Source organism: Trinickia sp. HAY1-2D, assembly GCF_056754935.1.
The window spans coordinates 1489518-1510851 of record NZ_JBPGWX010000001.1; the positions used below are offsets into that span (position 1 = coordinate 1489518).

The 21334-nt window shown below is 64.4% G+C and carries 17 protein-coding genes and 1 pseudogene; 9 read left to right on the forward strand and 9 right to left on the reverse strand.

The window, feature by feature from the left end; genetic code table 11:
• Positions 1 to 124 precede the first annotated feature (124 nt).
• The 3 genes and pseudogenes from hpnD to ACR9ZC_RS06530 all read left to right on the forward strand — a co-directional run bounded on the left by hpnD (position 125) and on the right by ACR9ZC_RS06530 (position 3740).
• Positions 125 to 973, forward strand: a complete 849-nt coding sequence (hpnD, locus tag ACR9ZC_RS06520) for a presqualene diphosphate synthase HpnD (RefSeq protein WP_440558805.1) — start codon at positions 125 to 127, stop codon at positions 971 to 973.
• A 78-nt stretch (positions 974 to 1051) separates the two neighbouring features.
• Positions 1052 to 3045, forward strand: a pseudogene (gene shc, locus ACR9ZC_RS06525) (squalene--hopene cyclase).
• A 2-nt stretch (positions 3046 to 3047) separates the two neighbouring features.
• On the forward strand, positions 3048 to 3740 hold the full coding sequence (locus ACR9ZC_RS06530) for a phosphorylase (protein WP_481579602.1): 693 nt from the start codon (positions 3048 to 3050) through the stop codon (positions 3738 to 3740).
• Between the two features lie 15 nt (positions 3741 to 3755).
• Here ACR9ZC_RS06530 and ACR9ZC_RS06535 read toward each other — a convergent pair whose 3' ends face one another.
• Positions 3756 to 4625, reverse strand: coding sequence for an MlaA family lipoprotein (locus tag ACR9ZC_RS06535; protein ID WP_481579741.1), 870 nt, complete (start codon positions 4623 to 4625; stop codon positions 3756 to 3758).
• Position 4626: 1 nt separating this feature from the next.
• Positions 4627 to 7263 (reverse strand): hopanoid transporter HpnN, encoded by a 2637-nt coding sequence (gene hpnN / locus ACR9ZC_RS06540; RefSeq protein ID WP_481579603.1) that lies wholly within the window; start codon positions 7261 to 7263, stop codon positions 4627 to 4629.
• A gap of 266 nt (positions 7264 to 7529) precedes the next feature.
• On the opposite strand from hpnN, the gene ACR9ZC_RS06545 reads away from it, so the two are divergent.
• Positions 7530 to 8126: an MlaC/ttg2D family ABC transporter substrate-binding protein gene (locus ACR9ZC_RS06545; RefSeq protein ID WP_331569099.1), complete on the forward strand. Its 597-nt coding sequence runs from the start codon at positions 7530 to 7532 to the stop codon at positions 8124 to 8126.
• A 6-nt stretch (positions 8127 to 8132) separates the two neighbouring features.
• On the opposite strand, the gene ACR9ZC_RS06550 is transcribed toward ACR9ZC_RS06545, so the two are convergent.
• Together ACR9ZC_RS06550 and ACR9ZC_RS06555 are read right to left on the reverse strand one after the other, a co-directional pair.
• On the reverse strand, positions 8133 to 8774 hold the full coding sequence (locus ACR9ZC_RS06550; RefSeq protein ID WP_331569101.1) for a response regulator transcription factor: 642 nt from the start codon (positions 8772 to 8774) through the stop codon (positions 8133 to 8135).
• Positions 8771 to 10216: a cache domain-containing protein gene (locus ACR9ZC_RS06555; protein WP_331569174.1), complete on the reverse strand. Its 1446-nt coding sequence runs from the start codon at positions 10214 to 10216 to the stop codon at positions 8771 to 8773. The genes ACR9ZC_RS06550 and ACR9ZC_RS06555 overlap by 4 nt, the downstream gene beginning before the upstream one ends.
• A 212-nt stretch (positions 10217 to 10428) precedes the next feature.
• Between ACR9ZC_RS06555 and ACR9ZC_RS06560 the strand changes: the two genes are divergently transcribed.
• From ACR9ZC_RS06560 to ACR9ZC_RS06570, 3 genes are all read left to right on the forward strand, one after another.
• Positions 10429 to 12519 carry a carbon starvation CstA family protein gene (locus tag ACR9ZC_RS06560; RefSeq protein ID WP_481579604.1) on the forward strand — a complete coding sequence of 697 codons (2091 nt, stop codon included), beginning with the start codon at positions 10429 to 10431 and terminating at the stop codon, positions 12517 to 12519.
• A gap of 13 nt (positions 12520 to 12532) precedes the next feature.
• Positions 12533 to 12736 (forward strand): YbdD/YjiX family protein, encoded by a 204-nt coding sequence (locus tag ACR9ZC_RS06565; protein WP_481579605.1) that lies wholly within the window; start codon positions 12533 to 12535, stop codon positions 12734 to 12736.
• A gap of 225 nt (positions 12737 to 12961) precedes the next feature.
• The gene (locus ACR9ZC_RS06570) at positions 12962 to 13240 is read left to right on the forward strand and encodes a hypothetical protein (RefSeq protein ID WP_481579606.1); all 279 of its coding nucleotides are present in this window, start codon (positions 12962 to 12964) and stop codon (positions 13238 to 13240) included.
• Positions 13241 to 13429: 189 nt separating this feature from the next.
• On the opposite strand, the gene hpnH is transcribed toward ACR9ZC_RS06570, so the two are convergent.
• Positions 13430 to 14584 carry an adenosyl-hopene transferase HpnH gene (gene hpnH / locus ACR9ZC_RS06575; RefSeq protein WP_481579607.1) on the reverse strand — a complete coding sequence of 385 codons (1155 nt, stop codon included), beginning with the start codon at positions 14582 to 14584 and terminating at the stop codon, positions 13430 to 13432.
• A gap of 16 nt (positions 14585 to 14600) precedes the next feature.
• Positions 14601 to 15539 carry a 4-hydroxy-3-methylbut-2-enyl diphosphate reductase gene (gene ispH / locus ACR9ZC_RS06580; protein ID WP_481579608.1) on the reverse strand — a complete coding sequence of 313 codons (939 nt, stop codon included), beginning with the start codon at positions 15537 to 15539 and terminating at the stop codon, positions 14601 to 14603.
• 344 nt (positions 15540 to 15883) lie between these two features.
• On the opposite strand from ispH, the gene ACR9ZC_RS06585 reads away from it, so the two are divergent.
• A complete protein-coding gene (locus ACR9ZC_RS06585; RefSeq protein WP_481579609.1) occupies positions 15884 to 17065 on the forward strand; it encodes a glycosyltransferase in 1182 nt (393 codons plus the stop codon).
• Between the two features lie 22 nt (positions 17066 to 17087).
• On the opposite strand, the gene ACR9ZC_RS06590 is transcribed toward ACR9ZC_RS06585, so the two are convergent.
• From ACR9ZC_RS06590 to ACR9ZC_RS06600, 3 genes are all read right to left on the reverse strand, one after another.
• The gene (locus ACR9ZC_RS06590) at positions 17088 to 17549 is read right to left on the reverse strand and encodes a hypothetical protein (RefSeq protein WP_331569115.1); all 462 of its coding nucleotides are present in this window, start codon (positions 17547 to 17549) and stop codon (positions 17088 to 17090) included.
• A gap of 117 nt (positions 17550 to 17666) precedes the next feature.
• On the reverse strand, positions 17667 to 18677 hold the full coding sequence (hpnA, locus tag ACR9ZC_RS06595) for a hopanoid-associated sugar epimerase (protein WP_481579610.1): 1011 nt from the start codon (positions 18675 to 18677) through the stop codon (positions 17667 to 17669).
• A gap of 136 nt (positions 18678 to 18813) precedes the next feature.
• Entirely contained in the window at positions 18814 to 20787 is a 1974-nt protein-coding gene (locus tag ACR9ZC_RS06600; protein WP_481579611.1) for a putative bifunctional diguanylate cyclase/phosphodiesterase, read from the reverse strand.
• Between the two features lie 165 nt (positions 20788 to 20952).
• Here ACR9ZC_RS06600 and ACR9ZC_RS06605 point away from each other — a divergent pair, with 165 nt between their 5' ends.
• Positions 20953 to 21249, forward strand: a complete 297-nt coding sequence (locus tag ACR9ZC_RS06605; protein ID WP_331569121.1) for an acylphosphatase — start codon at positions 20953 to 20955, stop codon at positions 21247 to 21249.
• The last annotated feature ends 85 nt before the right edge of the window (positions 21250 to 21334 follow it).

The following is a 21334-nucleotide window of genomic DNA, read 5'->3' on the forward strand; positions in this document are numbered from 1 at the left end:
GGCACTCCCGCCGGCGCATTGCGGCTGATCGCGCGGGCCGATGACGCCGCGTGGTGCCTTAACGGCACGCCGCGCGGGGTATCGACTTTCAATCGCCCGGGAGGGCGCCACAGCGGAGTTCGCCTTGGCTGTTTCAAATCTCGTCGTGGACGAATCCGAAACCGACGCCGCCGCCGTCACCTCGAGCAGCTCGTTTTATCTCGCGATGCGCATTCTGCCTGCGCCCCAACGCGATGCGATGTATCAGGTCTACGCATTTTGCCGGGCGGTCGACGACATCGCGGACAGCGACGCGCCGCGCGCGGAACGCAGCGCCGCTCTTGGGCGATGGCGCAACGATATCGACGCCTGTTACGCGGGCACGCCGCGGCCGTCGCTCGCCGCGCTGACGCGTCATATCCGCACGTTCGATCTGCAACGCGAGGATTTTCACGCGATGATCGACGGCATGGCGATGGATGCGGCCGCCGATATCTGCGCGCCCGACGAAGCCACGCTCGATCTTTACTGTGACCGCGTCGCGAGTGCCGCGGGGCGGCTCTCGGTGCGGATTTTCGGCATGCAGGAGGAGCCGGGAAGGGCCCTGTCGTACCATCTCGGCCGAGCATTGCAGTTGACGAACATCCTGCGCGATATCGACGAAGACGCCGCGATCAATCGCTGTTATCTGCCGCGCGAGCTGTTGGCGCGGGAAGGGATCGCGGCTGCGAATCCGCTCGCGATCGCGGACGATCCATCGCTGCCGCGCGTCTGCGCGACGTTGGCCGAGCGCGCCCTTGACCACTTCCGTCGAGCCGATGCGATCATGGACGCCGCCCCGAAGAAAGTCGTGCGGGCGCCACGGATCATGTCGGGCGTCTATCGGTTCCTGCTCGAGCGCACGCTCGAACGCGGGTTCGACGTGCCGCGCACGCCGGTGTCCAAGCCACGCCTGCGGCTCATGTGGATCGTCGCCCGGTACGCGCTCTTTTAAATCCGGGCGAGCGGAAGCACACCGCACAAAGCGCAACGGGGCGACATGAGCGCTTCTCAATCAAACGTATACATGCCGATGAACGATTTTTCCTCAGCACATGCCGCCGTTGCCGCGCTCGATGCCACGCGCGCGGCACCCGGGGACGATGCGCTGGAGAGCGCGATTTCGCGCGCGACCGATGCGATCCTGGCCGATCAGCGCCCTGACGGCCATTGGGTCTACGAGCTCGAAGCCGATGCGACGATTCCCGCCGAATACATCCTGCTCGTCCATTACCTCGGCGAGACGCCGAACGCAGAGCTCGAACGCAAGATCGTGCGCTACTTGCGCCGGATTCAGCTCGACGACGGCGGCTGGCCGCTTTTCACGGATGGCGCGCTCGATATCAGCGCCAGCGTGAAGGCTTATTTCGCGCTGAAAATGGCGGGCGAACCCGAGAGCGCGGATCACATGCAGCGCGCGCGTCGCGCGATTCTGGCCGCGGGCGGGGCCGAAGCCGTCAATGTCTTCACGCGCATCCTGCTTGCGCTGTACGGCGTGATGCCCTGGCGTGCCGTCCCGATGATGCCCGTGGAAATCGCTCTGTTGCCGCAGTGGTTTCCGTTTCATCTGTCCAAGGTCTCGTATTGGGCCCGCACGGTGATCGTGCCGTTGCTCGTGCTCAACGCCCGGCGTCCGGTGGCGCGCAATCCACGTGGCGTTCGCATCGACGAGCTGTTTCGCGGTGCGTCGGGCGATGCCCGGCTGCTGCCGCGCGCACCGCATCAAAGCAAGGGCTGGTTCGCGTTCTTTCGTGCCGTGGACAGCGTGCTGCGCGTGACCGACCGATTGTTTCCGAAGGCGACACGGCAGCGTGCGATCGAGGCGGCCGTCGCGTTCGTCGATGAGCGCCTGAATGGCGAAGACGGGCTCGGCGCGATTTTCCCGGCGATGGCGAACGCCGTCATGATGTACGACACGCTCGGTTATCCACCCGATCATCCGAACCGCGCGATCGCGCGGGCATCGATCGAGAAGCTGCTCGTGATCGGCGACGACGAGGCTTACTGTCAGCCGTGTCTGTCGCCGGTCTGGGACACCTCGCTCGCGGCGCATGCGCTCTTGGAGACGGAGCTGCCGCGCGCCGAGCAGGCGGCGTTGCTCGGCATCCAGTGGCTGCGCCCGCTGCAGATTCTCGATGTACGGGGCGATTGGATCTCGCGTCGCCCGAACGTGCGGCCGGGGGGTGGGCATTCCAGTATGCGAATCCGCACTACCCCGATGTCGACGATACGGCTGTCGTTGCCATGGCGATGGAGCGCGCAGCGAAGCTCACGGGCTCCAACGTGGACCGCGAGGCGATCGCACGCGCACGCGAGTGGGTGGTCGGCATGCAGAGCAGCGACGGCGGATGGGGCGCCTTCGAGCCCGAAAACACGCATTACCACCTCAACAACATTCCGTTCTCCGACCACGGTGCGTTGCTCGATCCGCCGACGGCCGACGTATCAGGGCGTTGCCTGTCGATGCTCGCGCAGTTGGGCGAGTTGCCGGCCGCGAGCGAGCCTGCCCGGCGCGCCTACGACTACTTGCTCGACGAGCAGAAGGACGACGGCAGCTGGTACGGCCGCTGGGGCATGAATTACATCTACGGCACCTGGACGGCGCTCTGTGCGCTCAACGCGGCCGGCATGTCTCACGAGGACCCGCGGATCCGCCGCGCCGTGCAATGGCTCGCGGCAATTCAGAACGACGATGGCGGCTGGGGCGAGGACGGCACGAGCTACAAGCTCGACTATCGCGGCTACGAGCGCGCGCTCAGCACGGCCTCGCAAACGGCTTGGGCGCTCCTTGGGCTCATGGCGGCCGGTGCGGTCGCGCATCCCGCGGTCGAACGCGGGGTGGCCTACCTGCTGCGCACGCAGCGCGAGCACGGTTTGTGGGACGAGACGCGTTTTACCGCGACCGGCTTTCCGCGCGTCTTTTACCTTCGCTATCACGGCTACCGCAAGTTCTTTCCGCTATGGGCGCTCGCCCGCTATCGGAACCTCGTGCGCGGCCGGCAGGTGCGCGTATCTGTCGGCATGTAACGATGGAACCGCACGCGCCACTGCCCGTGATTGCCGTGACGGGCATGGCATTCGAAGCCCGCATCGCGCGCGGCGAGGGTGTGCAAGCGGTCTATGCGGCCCGCAGCGACTTGCTCGAACGCGCACTGGCCGCGGCGCTGGCACGCGGCGCATCGGGTGTCATCAGCTTCGGTACGGCGGGCGGTCTCGCCGCCGATCTCCGGGCCGGTACGCTGATCGTCGCCGATGCCATCGATGGCCCGGACGGTAGCATGCCGACGGACTCCGCCTGGCGCGAGCGCATCGTCGGGAAGCTTGCTGCCGCGACGCTCGACGCGCCCTGGCAGTGCGGCGTGCTCGCGGCCGTCACGGCACCGCTGACAAGCACCGAACAAAAGGCCGCGCTCAACCGGGCCCGCGGTGCGTTGGCTGTCGATATGGAGTCTCACATCGCGGCCGGGATGGCGCGCGCGCACGGCCTGCCGTTCATGGCCTGCCGGGCGATCGTCGACCCGGCGTGGCGAGCGCTGCCCGAGGCGGCCACAGCGGGCCTGCGCGACGACGGCACGACGGCTCTCGTCCCGATTCTCGCGTCGCTCATACGTGCGCCTTCGCAGCTCGGCGCGATGATCCGGCTTGCCGCCGATGCGCACGCAGCGCGTGCCGCGCTCACCGAAGCGCGCCGCACGCTTGGGCCCGCATTCGCGCGGCCCTGACGTCGCCTTTTTCCGCTATTTGGATTGTGGCGCGCTGGCCGGCGCCGCAGGCTCGGGCGTGATTGCGGCCGGAGCGGGGGTGACGCCGCTTGCCGGCGCGGGTGCGGGCGTCGTCGAAGGCACGGCGTCGCTCGCGGCAGCGGGTGCTGCGGTCGTGCCGCTCGAATCGCTTTCACCCTCGTCGCCATAGTTCGGCAGCGCCGGTGCGGCCGCGGCGCCGCCCGTGTTCGTCCGTGAGCGCCGTTGTTGCAGATAGGCGTCGCGGACGAACGAGTATTTGTCGAGGGCTGCCTGTTCGAGGATGTTCGTCGCGCCGAGCATGTCGGAGCGCACGCTCACGAACTGCAGGATGTAAAGCGGGGTGCGTGCCGCCGGCTCGACATAGTTCAGCGGATTGAAGCGAACATCGACGGCGAGTCCGACGCTGTCGCGAAACGTGCTGGGACCGAAGATCGGCAGGACCAGATAGGGTCCGGAGGGGATGCCCCAACGCCCGAGGGTCAGCCCGAAGTCCTGATGATGCTTGGGCAGCCGGGCGAGCGTCGCGAAGTCGATCAGGCCGCCTACCCCGAACGTCGTGTTCATCGTGAAGCGCATCAGGTCCGAAGTGGCATCCGTAATTCTGAGTTGCAGCAACTCATTGGCCACGTTGGTCAAATCGCCCAGATTCGAGAAGAAATTGCTGATGGCCGTGCGCAACGGGTGCGGCGTGATCTTCTGATAGCCCTTCGCGATCGGCACGGCCACGCTTTTGTCGACGGCATCGTTGAAGCGAAAGATCGCCCGGTTCATCGGCTCGAGCGGATCGCCCGCCGTTCGGTTCGGTGCGCTCGCACAGCCGGCCAGGACGATCGCGGCGCCCAGCGCCACAGGGAGGGTCCGCAACTTATCCATCGATTCCTTCTAGTTCTTTTGTGGGCGGGTGAGCGTCGCGCGGTCTGCCCATCAATATGGGCTGAAAGACGACCGCGCCGATGAGCGTACACGAAAGCGCGAGCGCGAGCAGTCTGCCCATGCTCGCAGTGCCGGGATGGTGCGAGAGCCAGAGGCTGCCGAACGCTGCAGCCGTCGTAGCGGCGCTGAACAGCACAGCGTGCGTGAGGCTCGATGCGAGCAGGCTCGTCTGGCCGTTGCGCCACGCCATCACGAAGTAGACCTTGAACGCCACGCCGACGCCCAGCATCAGCGGCAACGCAATGATGTTGGCGAAATTGAGCGGCATGTCGAAAGCCACGCAGAGCTCCAGCGTGACGATGGCCGAAACGAGCAGCGGGATCATCGTTCGCAACACATCGGCGAAACGGCCCAGGGCGATCCAGAGCAGCACCGTGATCGCGATAACGGCCAGCGCGGCCGCCTGCAGAAACGCCTTGATGATCGTGTTGGCCGAATGCAGGATCGAAATTGGGCCGCCCGTGGCACCCGGCTCGGCTTTCTTCACGGCATTGGCGAAGCGGCGCAGCATCGTATCGTCGCCGGGGTCCACGCCCGGGGGCACGCGCGGGGAGATCTGCACCAGCGCACGACCGTCCGGGGCAACCCACTGGCGAACCATCTCGGGCGGCAGCGTCTGTCGTGTGATTGCCGAAGGCTGCAATAGCATCGTCAATTGGCGCAGCGCAAGGCGAAGCGGAACGGAGAATGCCGCTTCGGCGCGATCGCGCGTGGCGGGATCGGCGGCAGCGAGCCGTGCGAGCGATGCCGACAGGTGCTTCGCTTCGGCCGCACCGGGCCCGGGGTGATCCTCGGCCGCATAGGAGAGCTGATTGGAGGCGCGCTTGAGTGCGGCGACGCGCTGAGCGTCGGTCGCCGGCGCGGCCGGCTGCTGCGTCAGCGCGGGCAGCAGCGACTGGGCGGCTTGTGCGATCGATGCGAGCTTTTGCGGCTGATCGGCGGGAATCAGCGACGAGAGCGTCGTTACGCGCCCGACCTCGGACAGATTCGTCAGCCGCGCCGCGACGGCATCCGCGGCGCTCAACGATGGCGCGAGCACCGATACGTTGTTGACCGCTGCTTCGGGCGAGTCCTTGAGCGAAAGCAGCGTCGCCATCGATTCGGTGTGGGGATCCTTCAGATGCAGCGGATTGAAATCGAAGCGAAGATGCAGGAGCAGCGGCAATGCACCGATTACCACGACGAGCGTGCCGATCAGTATCGGCTTGCGATGGTCCTGCAGGTATTCGTCGATGGGTGCGAGCGCCGTGAAGCCCGGCCGCGCGGGCTCCCCGGGCGGTGCCATCAGCTTGATCAGGGCGGGCAGCAGCGTCATCGTGCTCAGATAGGCGACGATCATGCCGACGCCGGCGATGAGCCCGAGTTCGGACACGCCGCGATAAGCCGTCGGCAGAAACGCGAAGAAGCTCGTGGCGACGGCCGTCGCAGCCAGCGTCAACGGCGCGCCCATCGAATGCGCCGTGCCGACGAGCGCATGATCGAGGCGCTCGTCGCGGTAGCGTTCCTCTCGATATTTGACGCCGTACTGGATTGCGAAGTCGGCACCGAGACCGACGAACAGCACCATGAACGCGACCGAAATCATGTTGAACGAGCCGACCATCAACAGCCCCAGCGCGGCAGTAATGGGCAGCCCGACGGCCAGCGTCACGAACACGGCGAGGATCATCCGCTTCGAGCGCAGCGCGAGCCACAGGATGCCGAGCACCACCGCGAGCGTCGCGATGCCGTTCACGAGCGCTCCGTCTTCGACCGAAGCGAATTCCTCGTCGGCGAGCGGCTGTTCCCCGGTCAGCCGAACCACGGCGCCGAAGCGCTTTTGCAGCTCGAGCTGCCGGGCCGCGGCGCGAATGGCAGCCGTGGCCTCGGCGCCGGGCCGCAGCACCGCATAGTTCACGACGGGCGCCACGGTGACGAAGGCGCGAGCCGGCTGGCGAGCGGAGTCCGCATCGACGAGCGCGCGCCACGAGAAGGCGGCGGGTTTGCCGGCGAGGACCGCATCGACGGTGTCCGCGCTGCGCGAAAAAAGGGTCGTCAGTCCAGGCAGCGTAACTTGACCCGATTCGAGCGGCAGACCCAGCATGGTCGACAGCGTCGTGGCGAGCCCCGTCAGACTCGGGTCGTGCGCGAGCGTGTTGACGAGCGGGCGGGCGCTGGCCAGCTGCGATGTCGTGCCGCTCAGCGTGCGGGGGGAGACGAACAGCAGGCCGTTGTGTTCGAAGAACGGGCCGCCGCCCGGTTGCGAGACATCGCCCACCTTGCTCGCATACGCTGGCGCTTTGAGCCCGGTCGCGAGCGCGTCGGCCGCGGCGTCGGCGAGTTCGGGCGCCGGGGCCTCGACTACCGCGAGGATCGTCTGGCCGCGTTGGGGAAAGGCCCGATCGATGGCGTCGCCGAGCGCCGACCATTGGGGATCGTTCTCGATCAGCGTGCTGATATCGGTATTGATCCGAAAATGGCGGGCGATATAGACGCTGCTTGCGGCCGCCAACACCAACGAAAGCGCGACGACCCAGACCGGGCGGCGCACCGACGAGGCAACGAGGCGAACGATGAGGGACATCAGCATGAATCGGCCAGCTCGGAAAGGGCAAACGACAAAATAAGCAAGTATACCGGCCAACGGGTATCGCGCCGCGTCGAGCGCGCGACGCACGGCCAAAGCTGCCCGGGTACGCGCGATGCTTGTATCGCCAGTTATACGTTTGCAAGCAGCTGTATCAAACGGATGCTCGACCCGCGCCGCTCGGTATACTGCCGCTACACCGGACACCCGAGCAGGCAACGCGCCTGCGCTGGCGCTCCGGCTTCTTCTCCACTCGAACCCGATTCCCCATGAAACGTCATCTGTTCGCTTTTTTCACGGCTGCGTTCGTCAGCCTGGCCGCTCAGGCGCAGACTGCGCCCGTCGACGTGGTCCAGCATGCGGTGCGCGGCACGGTCGACGCGATGAAGAAGGACCCCGCCGCCAGCGGCGGAGACATGACGAAGATAAAGCAAATCGTCAATGACGACTTCATTCCGGCGACCGATTTTGGCCGCACGACGCGCATTGCCGTCGGCGAGGCGTACAAGCAGGCCACGCCCGAGCAGCAAAAGGAGCTGGTCGACCAGTTCAGTAAGTTGATGACGGCCACCTATGCCGCCTCGCTCGCGCAACTGGGCACGCAAGACGCCAAGTTCAGCTTCAAGGAAAGCACCACGACGGGCAACGATGCGCTCGTCACGTCGACGGTCACCACACCGGGCGACTCCCAGACGGTCGCTTATCGGCTCGGCAAGGTCGGCGGCGCCTGGAAAATCTACGACATCGACATGTCCGGGGCTTGGTTGATCCAGGTCTATCAAGGGCAGTTCAAGACGCAACTGCAAAAAGGCGGCGTGCCCGCGCTCATCGACTTCCTCAAAAAGCATAACGCGCGGACCGAGTGAGCAGCCTCAGCGGCGACGCCGCTCGACCGCGAATTTGATCAATTCCGCTTGCCCCTCGATCTCGAGCTTGCGCTTGAGATTGAGGCGGTGCGTTTCCACGGTACGGACCGATAAACCGTAGCGTTCCGCGATCTGCTTGCTCGCGAGACCTTCCGCCAGTGCGTCGAGAATCTCCAGCTCGCGCGGCGTGAGCCGCTCCACCGGCGTTTGCAGCGCGCTCGCTTGAATCATGCGAGCAGCGACTCCCGCGCTGAAGAACGTGCGATTGCCCAGCACCGCCTCGATGGCATGCACGATCTCGGTGGCGGGCGAATCCTTGAGTACATAGCCGCTTGCGCCGGCGCGCACCGCCTGCGTCACATACTCGACGTTGTCGTGCATCGACAGCATCAGCACGCGCACCGCCGGAAACCGCTCGTGAAAGATGCCGGCAAGCACGATGCCGTTCATGCCATTCATGCCGACATCCATCAATGCGAGATCCGGGTTCGACGTTTCCGCCAGCGCGAGCGCTTCTTGCGCGTTGCCGGCTTCGCCCACGACATGCAGGCCGGGTACCGCTTCGAGCCGCAGGCGCAGGCCGTCGCGAACGAGCGGATGATCGTCGACGAGAATGATATTGGCGATGGACTGATGCTGTGCGGTCATGAAGTGCGGCTCTGGGAGGCGAGGGAAGGGGATTCACGTTTTTTCGACGGCAGCGGCACGCGTGCCGTAACGACTGTGCGGCCCGGCTCCGACGCGAGCGTCAACGTGCCGCCGAGCGGCTCGAGCCGCTCGCGCATGTTGCGCAGGCCGATGCCGCCGCGTGCATCGGCCTGCACGCGGTCGATGTCGAAGCCGCGACCGTCGTCCGAGATCGAGAGGGCGACGGCGTGCTCGGACACATCGAGCGCGAGTGTCGCATGCGCGGCGTGTGCGTGCCGCACGATATTGGCGAGCGCTTCCTGCGCGATTCTGAACAATGCCGTATTGACGCCTTCGGACAGCCCTAGCAGGCGAGCGTGGGCCGCATCGTCGTCAGTAGTCCGAACGAATGCGATATCGATGCCCGCTTCTTCACCGAGCTCGCGAGTCAGTTGCTCGAGCGCCGCCGCGAGTCCGAGATCGTCGAGCATGGCAGGCCGAAGCGCGTGCGAGATGTGGCGTACCTCGCGCAGCGCATCGGCGAGACGCGTGAGGCCGGTGGCCAGCGGGGCCTGGGGATCGGACGCGCCGACGCGCTGCGGGCCGGCAGATTCGAGGCGTGCGAGCGCCGATTCGACGAGCAGCTTCACCGAGACGAGCTTCTGACTGATGCCGTCGTGCAATTCTCGCGAGAGCCGCGCGCGCTCTTGTTCCTGCGATTCGACGACTTGCTGCGCGAGGCGCTTGAGCTTCGCATCGGCGCTGCGATATTCGGTGACGTTGACGAACACGGCGCATGCGGCAATGACGATGAAACCCGCCAACGCAATGGCCCCGATCCACATCATCGTGCGCCGGATGTTGGCCGATGCACTTTCGTCGATCCGTGCGAGGGCGGCAGTCACGCCGTCGAGATAGATGCCCGTGCCGATCATCCAGCCCCACCGCGGCAGCAAGACGACATAGCCCAGTTTCGGTTCGAGCTGATTCGTCGATGGCCGATGCCAGACGTATCGCACATAGCCGCCGCCGTGCTTCGCGGCCGCGATGAGCTCCTGGATGGTCAACGCGCCTTGCGGATCGCGCATCCCCCAAAGATTGCGGCCGACGAGGTCGGGCTCGCGCGGATGCATCAGCGAATTGCCCTCCATGTCGTAGACGAAGAAATAGCCGTCGGGTCCGAAGTCCATGTTTTGCAGTACGGCCAGCGCGCGATGCCGCAGCGCCTCGTCATCGCGCGGATCCTGAGCGACGGCTTCGTCAAGCGGCGCGATCGCGCTCGTCGCGAGTTCCACGTAGTGCCGCAACTCCGTCTGCTTGCTCGACATATAGGCCGCTTCGACGGTTGCGTGTTGCGCTTTCGCGAGCGCTGTCGCTTGCAGTCGAACCCCGATGCCGATACCCGCTATCGCAACGAGGAACGGCACGATCGCCAGCAGAAAGATTTTGGTTTTGACCTTCATCGCTGAAACGTTGATGGCATGCGCGCGTGCGGCGCTCATGCAGTTGATACGTACTACTACTTAGCCCTGTTACGTAGTTATGCGCTTGTGAGGGGCAGAGCGAATCTGAATACTACACGCGCATCGGTGCGTCATGCCTCTTGCTCGCTTGACCGCTGCGGGCCGGTCGCAGGATCGGAACTTCATAAGGATCGACGGAGGAGGAGACAATCGTGAATCCTACGAATCGGCTCGGGCGCTTTGCGCTCTGGTCACTGCTCGCCCTGGCGGGCGCATACGCATTCGGCACCATTGCACTCGCGCACGGCGAGCGGGTGAGTGCGCTGTGGGTCGTCATCGCGGCCGTCTGCGTTTATCTGATCGCCTACCGCTTCTACAGCCGTTTCATTGCGAGCCGCGTATTGCAGCTAGACGGGCGCCGGATGACGCCGGCCGTCAAGCACAACGACGGCCTCGATTACGTCCCGACGCATCGCTTCGTGCTGTTCGGCCATCACTTCGCCGCCATTGCCGGCGCCGGCCCGCTCGTGGGACCGGTACTCGCCGCACAGATGGGCTACACGCCGGGGATGCTCTGGCTGCTTGCGGGCGTCGTCTTTGCGGGTGCGGTGCAGGACTTCGTGGTGCTTTTCATTTCGACGCGCCGAGACGGTCGCTCGCTCGGCGATCTCGTGAAGATGGAACTGGGAACGGTGCCAGGCGTGATCGCGCTGTTCGGCGCGTTTCTGATCATGATCATCATTCTTGCCGTGCTCGCACTGATCGTCGTCAAGGCGCTCACGAACTCGCCCTGGGGGACGTTCACGGTGGCCGCAACCATTCCGATCGCGTTGTTCATGGGCGTCTACACACGCTTCATTCGGCCCGGCCGCATCGGCGAAGTCTCGATCATCGGCTTCGTGTCGTTGATGGCGTCGATCGCGTTCGGTCAGCATGTGCATGACGTGCCGGCGCTCGCCGCGTGGTTCACGTTCAGCGGTGCGCAGCTCACGTGGATCTTGATTGGCTATGGGTGCGTATCGTCGGTTCTGCCCGTGTGGCTGCTGCTTGCGCCGCGCGATTATTTGTCGACGTTCCTGAAGATCGGCACCATTCTCGGTCTCGCCATTGGCATTCTCATCGTCGCGCCTGAAATGAAGATGCCGGCGTTCACTAAGTTCGTCGATGGCACCGGTCCCGTCTGGTCCGGCAGCCTGTTTCCGTTCCTCTTCATCACCATTGCATGCGGTGCCGTTTCAGGCTTCCATGCGCTGATCGCGTCGGGGACTACGCCGAAGCTGCTCGAAAACGAAATCGATGCACGCTTCATCGGTTACGGCGCGATGTTGATGGAATCGCTCGTCGCGATCATGGCGCTCGTAGCGGCCTGCGTGATCGAGCCGGGCGTCTACTTTGCGATGAATGCGCCCGCAGCGTTGCTGGGCACGACGCCCGAGGCGGTCGCACAGACAGTGACGCACTGGGGCTTCCTGCTGACGCCCGATATGCTGACGGAGACGGCACGCGCGGTAGGCGAAACGACGATCGTCGGTCGTGCGGGCGGTGCTCCGACGCTCGCAGTCGGCATGGCGCAGATTCTTCATCGCGTGATCGGCGGTCCGGCGATGATGGCCTTCTGGTATCACTTTGCGATTCTCTTCGAGGCGCTCTTCATTCTGACGGCCGTCGATGCGGGCACGCGCGCAGGCCGCTTCATGTTGCAGGATCTGCTGGGCTCGTTCCACCCGGCGCTCAAGCGCACCGAATCGCTGCCGGCCAACTTGATTGCGACGGCGCTATGCGTGGCCGCGTGGGGCTACTTCCTCCATCAGGGCGTGGTCGATCCGCTCGGCGGAATCAATACGCTTTGGCCGCTTTTCGGTGTATCGAATCAGATGCTGGCGGCGATTGCGCTGGTGCTCGGGACGGTGGTGCTGTTCAAGATGAAGCGCGAGCGTTATGCGTGGGTCACGATTGTGCCGACGGCATGGTTGCTCGTCTGTACGCTGACTGCGGGCTGGCAGAAGATCTTCTCGGCCGATCCGAGGGTGGGTTTCCTCGCTCATGCGGCGAAGCTTGGCGCATCGGCGGATGCAGGGAAGGTGCTTGCACCCGCAAAGTCGATCGAGCAGATGCGCCGTGTCATCTTCAACGACTACATCGACGCGACGTTGTGTGCGCTTTTCGTTGTCGTCGTATTGAGCATGGTGGTGTACGGCGCGCTCGCGATCATGCGCGCTCGTCGCAGCGATCGGCCGAGCACGTTGGAAACGCCGTTCGAACAGGCGCCTCAGGTCGGGCAGACCGTCGCCGCCGCGCAATGATTCGGGTACGACGATGTTCTCCAATCTCAACGAACTGCGCAGCGCCGGCCGTTATCTCGGTCAGGCGCTGCGCCTGATGGTCGGCTTGCCCGATTACGACGCGTATGTGAATCACATGCGCGCGACGCATCCCGATGCACCTGTCATGAGCTACGAAGCGTTCTTTCGGGAGCGGCAGAACGCGCGATATGGGGCCGGGGCCGGGAAGTGTTGCTGAGAACGCGATTTGGTGCCTATCCGGCTCCGTGAGCCGGTCAGCACGGCGTCGTCGATACCTGCATAGGCAACGATTGTTCGAAATTTGAAAAAAGTCTTGTCAACTTTCGGCTCTTTTTCCGGGCCGCTCACAAACCTACACTGCCTCCTGTCGACATCGAAACCAGCGCGTCGAACGAACCAACCGAGACGCGTTCCAGTTACCAGATAAGCACCGGAGGTCATCATGAAATCGAAACTCATCGCAGGTCTTTTGATCGCAACGTCGGCTGCACTCGCAGCGCCCGCATTCGCAAGCGGCCTCGGCCCGGCACCGTTTTATCGGCCTGTAATCGCCGATTCCTCGTCACACGCCGACGTGCCTGTCCAAGCGGCGGCGGTCGAACAACAAGCCGCAGGCTCGAGCGACGTTGGCGGTACCGCGGTAACCGTGCAATCGGGTGGGGTTCACAGCTCGATCGCTCGGGCCCAATCGAGCGTCGACGACCTGTATCGCGGTCGTTGATCGGCGGGGCGGGCGGCGGGTTTCCTGTTAGATCAGGCACCGCCGCGAGCTCACCGTGCGCCGAAGTATCGGCCTTGAAATGCAATAAGCCCCGCGCTCAGCAACAAGAGCGCGGGGCTTATGTTTTTATCGACGATAGAACCGCAACACCGTTTTCAAGGCGCGCGTACCGCCGCGCCGTGAAAACCGTCAATGCGCGGGGGCTGTCCGCCGTGTCTTCTTCGTGCTCGCCGCGCGACCGATTTCCTCGAGCTTGATCTCGACGTGCCGCGAGAACACGTATTCGGCGGGACGCTGCTTGTCGAGCGGGATGTCCTTCGCGTAGGCACCTTCGATCTTCGGCCCGCGCAAGCTGACGCCCAACGCCTTCAGCGGATGTGCCACTGTGTCCATGACGGCCGTCGCTTCGAAGCCGCTATGCACCATGCAGTCGGCGCACTTCTCGTAGTTGCCGGTGCCGTAGGCGTCCCAGTCCGTTTCTTCCATCAGTTCCTTGAACGTCTTGGCATATCCCTCGCCAACGAGGTAGCACGGACGTTGCCAACCGAATACCGTACGCGCGGGGTTGCCCCAGGGCGTGCAGTGATAGGTCTGGTTGCCGGCCAGGAAATCGAGGAACAGCGCCGATTGGCTGAACGCCCAGTTCTTGCCGCGACTGCCGCGCTTGAAGATCTCGCGGAAAAGTTGCTTCGTCTTGTCGCGGTTCAAAAAGTGCTGCTGGTCGGGCGCACGCTCATAAGCGTAACCGGGCGAGACCGTGATGCCGTCCACACCGATCGGGCCGACCGTATCGAAGAACGCGGCCACGCGGTCCGGTTGAGCGTCGTTGAACAGCGTGCAGTTGATGTTGACGCGAAAGCCTCGGCGCTTGGCCTCGCGAATGGCAGCCACGGCCTTGTCGTACACGCCTTCTTGCGAGACCGAGTGATCGTGCATCGCCTTGTCGCCGTCCAGGTGCACGGACCAGACGAAGTACGGACTCGGCTGGTAATCGTCCATCTTCTTTTCCATCAGCAGCGCGTTCGTGCAGAGATAGACGAACTTCTTGCGCTTGATGATGCCGCGGACGATCTCGGGCATGTCCTTATGCAGGAGCGGTTCTCCGCCTGCGATCGAGACCACCGGCGCGCCGCATTCGTCGACGGCGCCGAGGCATTCCTCGACCGACAGCCGTTGATTCAGGATCGGATCGGGGTAATCGATCTTGCCGCAGCCATTGCATGCGAGATTGCAGCGAAAGAGCGGCTCGAGCATCAGCGCGAGCGGGTAGCGTTTGTTGCCCGTGAAATGCTGGCGCGCGATATAAGCGCCCACGCGGACCTTCTGAAGAAGCGGGATCGACAAGGCGTCCTCCTTAAACTTAACGTGCGGCGACGGGCTCGGCGAGCTTCGACGGCAGCTTGAATTCGACTTTTTCCTCGCGGCCGGCCATCGTCGATACTTCGACTGGGCCAAGCGCGCGCAAGGCGCCGATCACATGTTCGACCATTTCCTCGGGCGCCGAAGCGCCCGCCGTGATACCGACGGCTTGCGCATTGGCAAACCATTCCGGCTTCACTTCCGAGCCGTCCGCCACGAGATAGCTCGGTACGCCGCTCTCCGCGCCGATTTCGCGCAGGCGGTTCGAGTTCGAACTGTTGGTCGCACCCACGACCAACAGAACATCGACATGCGCGCTGAGCTCCCGCACCGCGGCCTGGCGGTTTTGGGTCGCATAGCAAATATCGCGCGTGTCGGGCCCGACGATATCGGTGAACCGGCGCATCAAGGCATCGATGATGCCACGCGTATCGTCGACCGAAAGCGTCGTCTGCGTCACATATGCGAGCGGCGTATCGTCGGCCAGCTCGAGCTTGGCGACTTCCGCTTCGCTTTGCACGAGCAGCACCTTGCCGGGAATCTGGCCGATCGTGCCTTCGACTTCGGGATGTCCGGCATGGCCGATCAGGATCAGCGTGCGCCCGGCGGCGACATACTGACGCCCCTGGACATGAACCTTCGTGACGAGCGGGCAGGTGGCGTCGAGCACGTCGAGCCCGCGGCTTTCGGCATCGTGTTCCACTTTCTGCGCCACCCCATGCGCGCTGAAAACGGTCACCGCGCCATGGGGCACCTCGTCGAGCTCTTCGACGAAACGCGCACCCTTGCTGCGCAAGTTTTCCACCACGTGCCGATTATGGACGATCTCGTGGCGCACATAAACGGGCGCACCGTGCCGCTGGAGCGCGCGATCGACGATCTCGATTGCGCGGACGACTCCCGCGCAAAAGCCGCGCGGTTGAGCAAGGATGACTCGCATATTCTGGCGAACTCCGACTGAATCGGGGTATCGAACCAAGCCGACGACATGGCTCGCAATCGCCCGGACCCAACCAATTATTAGAAAGCGGGCGTGATAGCCGGCAAAGGAATCAAAACGCGCATTCTAACGCGTTTCGGCCATGGCACGCTCCCAAGCTGGCTTGGCCGCGTTGTACGGACGCGCCATCGGAGCCTGCCCGGTCCGCCGCACGGCAGCGCGGCGCCGACCACAGTAAACTAGGCAGCCTCGCCGAGACCCTTACAATTCGCTGACTCGATCGCTATGACCTATTCCCCGGCCCGCACCATCAATATAGTTGCTCGCAAGCTGGAGCGCCGAGCATGAACGCCGTGCTTTTCGCCGTATCCGTCGTTTCTCTCGTCATCTGGGTTGTCCTGCTTTTCGCGCGCGGCGGTTTCTGGCGCACGCGCCCCCCGGCATTCCTGCCGTCCGGCCAGCTCGAAGCCCTGACCGAATGGCCGGCCGTGGTGGCCATCGTGCCGGCCCGCAACGAGGCCGACGTGATCGGTCAGGCTATCGGCACCCTGCTGGTGCAGGAATACGCAGGGGACTTTCACGTCATCGTCGTCGACGATCACAGTACCGATGGTACGGCCGATGCCGCACGCGCCGCCGCGCTCGCGCTCGGGCGGCCCGAGCGGCTCACGGTCATCGAGGCGGCCGCCCTGCCGCCCGGATGGTCGGGCAAAGTGTGGGCACAGTCGCAAGGCATTGCGGCCGTCAAATCGCTGGGCCTTCCCGCGCAGTATTTACTGTTGACCGATGCGGACATCGGCCACCCTCCCGAAGCCGTGGCCCAGCTCGTTGCGCGTGCAACGGCCGAAGGGCGCGATCTCGTCTCGTTGATGGTTCGCCTGCGGTGCGATTCGTTTTGGGAGAAGGCGCTGATTCCGGCATTCGTCTTTTTCTTCGCAAAGCTCTACCCGTTCGCATGGGTCAACGATCCGCGCAACAAGACCGCGGCGGCGGCCGGAGGCTGCATGCTCGTCAGGCGCGACGCGCTCGAAGACGCGGGGGGCATCGAGTCGATTCGCGCAGAGCTCATCGACGATTGCAGTCTGGCCGCCCGGATCAAGCATCGTGGCGGCGGCAGGCATCCGATTCGGCTCGACGTGGCGGCGCGAAGCGTGTCGCTTCGGCCTTACGATAGTCCGCGCGAAATCTGGAACATGATCGCGCGCACGGCATTCACGCAACTGCGTTATTCGCCGTGGCTGCTGGCCGGCACACTGGTGGGGATGGCGCTGATCTATCTCGCTCCGCCCGTGATCGCGCTCGTGCGCGGTGCGCCCGGTTGGCCGGCGTGGCTCGCGTGGGCCGCGATGTGCTGCGCCTATGCGCCGATGCTGCGTTACTACGGCCGCTCGCCTTATTGGGCGCCGGCGTTGCCGCTCGTCGCACTTTTTTATGTAGGTGCAACGCTTGCCTCGGCTGTGCGCTATTGGCGCGGTAAGGGCGGTCAGTGGAAGGCGCGCGTGCAGGCACCGGTCCAGGACCGCTGAGGGACCGTTCGCCTCGGCCGGCTCACTGCGACAACAACATATAGAGCTGAACGACGACATCCGGCGCAAACGTGAACGGCACCCACCCATGGCCGGTGTGGCGCGCCACGAGCAGGCGGTCGCCGTTCGGCTGTTTTTGCACGGCCATGACGGGGTTTTTTGTCGATGCGAAACGCCACCCGGGCGGGATCGCCATCGGGGGCTCCGGCGACATCGAGGCGCGAGCGTTCGCGAGCTCTTCGATGAGCTGCCCGATTTGCTCGGGCTGCAGTGTCACCGATTGAGCGCCGATAGCGAGCGTCAGCGCGTTTTGCGACGGGCGGCTCACGTGCAGCGCAGGCTTTTCGTCTGAATCAGGATCCGAAGCGGGGGCGGCTGCGGCTTCGGGCGCTGCGGCGGCGAGCGCGGCTTGTGCGAGCCGGTTGAGCTCGTTGATCTGATCGACGCGCACTTCGAGTGCGCCGATCTGTTCTTGAAGGTTCATGCGCGGCATAGTCCGGAAAGAACTCGCGATTTTACCGGCTCGCTACGCGTATCTCCGCATCGCCCGATATCGACGTTGTAACAAAATGCACGCAACGCGCGGCGTGCCACCGGTGCGCTACGTACCGAGATAGCCCGCCGCGCGGAACCAATCCAGCGCGTCGTAGAGACCTTCACGATACGGGCGCGCGCGATAGCCAAGCTCCCGTTCGGCCTTCGCGGAGGTGAAATACATCTTGTTTTTAGCCATTTTCAGGCCGTCGATGGTCACGAACGGCTCGCGGCGCGTGAGCTTCGCGACACACTCGGCGCCGAACGCGAGCGGGTAGAGCGGCCAACGCGGCAGGCTGATCGTGGGCGGCTTTCGCCCCGTGCGTGCGGCGATATCGGCGAGCATTTGCTGAAGCGGCAGGTTCTCGCCGCCGAGGATATAACGCTCTCCAACGCGCCCGTGTTCGAGCGCGAGCAAATGTCCCGTGGCGACATCGTCGACATGCACGAGGTTCAGCCCCGTGTCGACGAATGCGGGAATTTTGCCGAGCGCCGCCTCCACGATGATCCGTCCCGTCGGGGTCGGCCGTACATCGCGCGGACCGATCGGCGTGGATGGATTGACGATGACGGCCGGCAGGCGTTCGGCCGCGATCATGCGCTCGACGGCGCGTTCGGCAAGGACCTTGCTGCGCTTGTAGACGCCGATGGCTTCGTCGGCGCGCAGCGGCGCCGTTTCGTCGGCGATGCGTCCTTCGCGCGTCACTTTCAACGTGGCAACGCTGCTCGTATAGACGATACGCTCGACACCCGAGGCAAGCGCGGCACGCATCGTTGCCTCGGTGCCTTCGAGGTTCGCGCGTTCGATCTCGTCGGGGTCCGGCGCCCAAAGGCGATAATCGGCCGCCACGTGAAACAGATACCGCACGCCGCCGAGTGCCGCGCGCATCGATGCCTCGTCGCGCATATCGCCTATGACGACTTCGGCATCGAGCGTTTCAAGGTTTTTGCGCGGACTGGTTGCGCGTACGAGTACGCGTACCTTGAAGCCGCGCTCGATTGCCGCGCGCGCGACAGCCGAGCCGACAAAGCCCGATGCCCCGGTGACGAGCACGAGATCGCCCGAAGTGGCCCTCATCTGACTGGATTCCTCGATTCATGACCCGCGGCGCGGGCGGGTCCGCCGCGCCGAAACGTGCGATTGTAATCGCTGACGAAGGCGAGAGCCGCAATCGAACGGTTTTCGTGAATTCAACGACAGCGCGCCGATTCGCTCATTCCAAGGCGAGAACGCCTTGATTGAAGCGCTGAATGAACGCGTGCGCCTGCGCGGCCGGCATCGGACGGGCGAATCGATATCCTTGCACGACGCTGCAACCGTGGCGGCGCAAGAAGGCGAGCTGCATGTCGGTTTCGACGCCCTCCGCGACGACGCTGAAGCCGAGCGCGCGCCCGAGCGACAAGATGGCGCGCGTGATGACTTCGTCCTCCCGATGCACGCCGATGCCGCGCACGAACGACATGTCGAGCTTGAGGCGCTCGGCGCGAAAACGCCGCAGATACGACAGGCTCGAGTAGCCGGTGCCGAAGTCGTCGATGGCGATGTCGATATCCATCGCGCGCAAGGCGCGCAACACATCGAGCGAGCCGAGATTGAGCAACGCACTTTCGGTGATTTCGACCTCGAGAAGTTGCGGCGAGAGCTGGGCGCGCGAAAGCGCCCGCTGAACGACGCGCACGATATCGCCGCGCGCGAATTGGCGGGGCGAAAGGTTGACCGACATGCGCAGGCCCGGCAGAGTCGCTTGCCACGTCTGCGCCTGAAAACAGGCCTGCTGCATGACCCATTCGCCGATCGCGACGATGAGGCCGTTTTCTTCGGCGATCGGGATGAAGGTCGCTGGGCTCACGGGGCCAAGCTCGGAATCGTCCCAACGCAACAGCGCTTCGACACCCGTCACGCGATTTGTCCGCACGTCGACTTGCGGCTGGTAGGCAAGACGGAATTCTCCGTTCGCGAGTGCCACACGCATGCGCCGCGACAGCGCGAGCCGCTGATCGGCCTGCCGGCCGAGTTCCGCCGTAAAGCGCTGTACACCGTTGCGGCCGTTCGATTTCGCGCGGTTCATCGCGAGATCGGCGCGCCGCAGCAAGGTTTCCGCATCGGCGCCGTCGCTCGGAAAACACGCGATGCCGATACTCGTCTCCACATGAAACTCGCTATCGTCGACGACCACGGGCTGAGCGAAGGTCTGCGAGACGCGCGCGAGCACTTCGCTCAGCCGATCGTCGACACCGCTTTCGAGCACGATGATCACGAACTCGTCGCCGCCGTAGCGCGCGACCGTATCCGTTGGCTCCGTGGACGCGGACAACCGCGCACCGATCTCTTGCAACAGGCGGTCGCCGACACCGTGGCCAAGGCTGTCGTTGACATCCTTGAAGTGATCGATATCCATGAAGACGAGTGCGACGCGCGTACCGGACGTCTGCGCGTCGCGAATCGCCTGTTCGAGCCTTTCGGTGAACCGGTTGCGGTTCGGCAGCATCGTCAGCGAATCGACGTTGGCTTGCCGATTGAGCAGCTCGCGCGACTGCACGAGTTCGGTCACGTCCTCGTAGCTGCCGAGCACGCCGATCACCGTGCCGTCGGCGCTTCTGATCGGTGCCTTCGAGGTATGCAGCCAGCGCAGCTCGCCGCGGGCGGTCGGCACCAATTCCTCGTAGTGCAGGGGTTTGCCGCTTTCGACGAGTTCCCGATCGCGACGACGCGCCTCGGCCGCCGTGCTATGCCACGGCATATCGTCATCGGTGAGCCCTGCGATCGCGTCGCGGTGCTCGATTGCCGCATCCTGCGCGAACGCGCGATTGCCGCCCAAATAGTGGGAGTTGACGTCCTTCCAGAAAATCCGTTGCGGCACACTGTCGATGACCGCCTCGAGCATCTGCTTGGATTCCTGCAGGGCCGCTTGCGCCAGTTCCTTTTCGATCGCGTCTTTTTGGGCGCGAGCACGTTCGATTCCGATGCGCCAATGCGCATGCACGCCGTAAGCGAAAACGACACAGGCGGCCGCAACGGCCGCGGCATCCAACTGGTGGCCCGATGCGAAGCGACCGGTTGCGAGCCAGGCGGCGTACGCAGCCGCCGCGCCCAGCGCGAGGGCCGCGACGGTCCGTGCCTGTTCGGCGTGCCGAATCGTGGCTTTTCCGTGGCGATCGACTCGTGCCGCGTGGTGTCGTTGACCCACCGTAAAGTCTCCTGTCACGCCGATGAGCAAGCGCGCAAACTCAATAGTGCGATTTAACGGCTGTTTTGCCGGCATTCTTTAGACTAGTAAGCGGTGCCCCGATGCGGTGCACGCAAGGCGACTACAATGCCGGCTTGGAGCAGCCGAGCATTGGGAGACGCGGGTATGACTGGGCCCGATTTGAACACGAGGATCGAAACGTATTACGTGCATGTGCGCGGTGTCGTGCAAGGTGTCGGGTTCCGTCATGCGACGGTGCGGCGCGCGCACGAACTCGGCATCACCGGCTGGGTCTCCAATCTGGCGGACGGCTCCGTCGAGGCGTTGGTGCAGGGGCCGGCAGAACAGATCGACAGAATGCTCGAATGGATGCGGCGCGGGCCGCCCTCGGCCCGCGTCACCGATTTCGTCAGCGAAGAGCGGGCGCTCGAGAAGCGTTTCGCACGTTTCGAGCAGCATTGAGTTCAACCGATATCACCTGTTCGTTGCATTGTCATCGAAAGACAGCTCCTGATCTGATCCGCCGAAGCGATGGCCAGCACAATAC

Excerpts from the sequence above, each read along its gene's own strand:
- ACR9ZC_RS06570 (WP_481579606.1), top strand. The coding sequence starts at position 12,962 with ATGAAATCGAAACTCATCGCAGGTCTTTTGATCGCAACGTCGGCTGCA.
- ACR9ZC_RS06550 (WP_331569101.1), bottom strand. The coding sequence starts at position 8,774 with ATGACCGCACAGCATCAGTCCATCGCCAATATCATTCTCGTCGACGAT.
- ACR9ZC_RS06530 (WP_481579602.1), top strand. The coding sequence starts at position 3,048 with ATGGAACCGCACGCGCCACTGCCCGTGATTGCCGTGACGGGCATGGCA.
- ACR9ZC_RS06565 (WP_481579605.1), top strand. The coding sequence starts at position 12,533 with ATGTTCTCCAATCTCAACGAACTGCGCAGCGCCGGCCGTTATCTCGGT.
- hpnN (WP_481579603.1), bottom strand. The coding sequence starts at position 7,263 with ATGCTGATGTCCCTCATCGTTCGCCTCGTTGCCTCGTCGGTGCGCCGC.
- ACR9ZC_RS06555 (WP_331569174.1), bottom strand. The coding sequence starts at position 10,216 with ATGAAGGTCAAAACCAAAATCTTTCTGCTGGCGATCGTGCCGTTCCTC.
- hpnA (WP_481579610.1), bottom strand. The coding sequence starts at position 18,677 with ATGAGGGCCACTTCGGGCGATCTCGTGCTCGTCACCGGGGCATCGGGC.
- ispH (WP_481579608.1), bottom strand. The coding sequence starts at position 15,539 with ATGCGAGTCATCCTTGCTCAACCGCGCGGCTTTTGCGCGGGAGTCGTC.
- ACR9ZC_RS06545 (WP_331569099.1), top strand. The coding sequence starts at position 7,530 with ATGAAACGTCATCTGTTCGCTTTTTTCACGGCTGCGTTCGTCAGCCTG.
- ACR9ZC_RS06605 (WP_331569121.1), top strand. The coding sequence starts at position 20,953 with ATGACTGGGCCCGATTTGAACACGAGGATCGAAACGTATTACGTGCAT.
- ACR9ZC_RS06585 (WP_481579609.1), top strand. The coding sequence starts at position 15,884 with ATGAACGCCGTGCTTTTCGCCGTATCCGTCGTTTCTCTCGTCATCTGG.
- ACR9ZC_RS06590 (WP_331569115.1), bottom strand. The coding sequence starts at position 17,549 with ATGAACCTTCAAGAACAGATCGGCGCACTCGAAGTGCGCGTCGATCAG.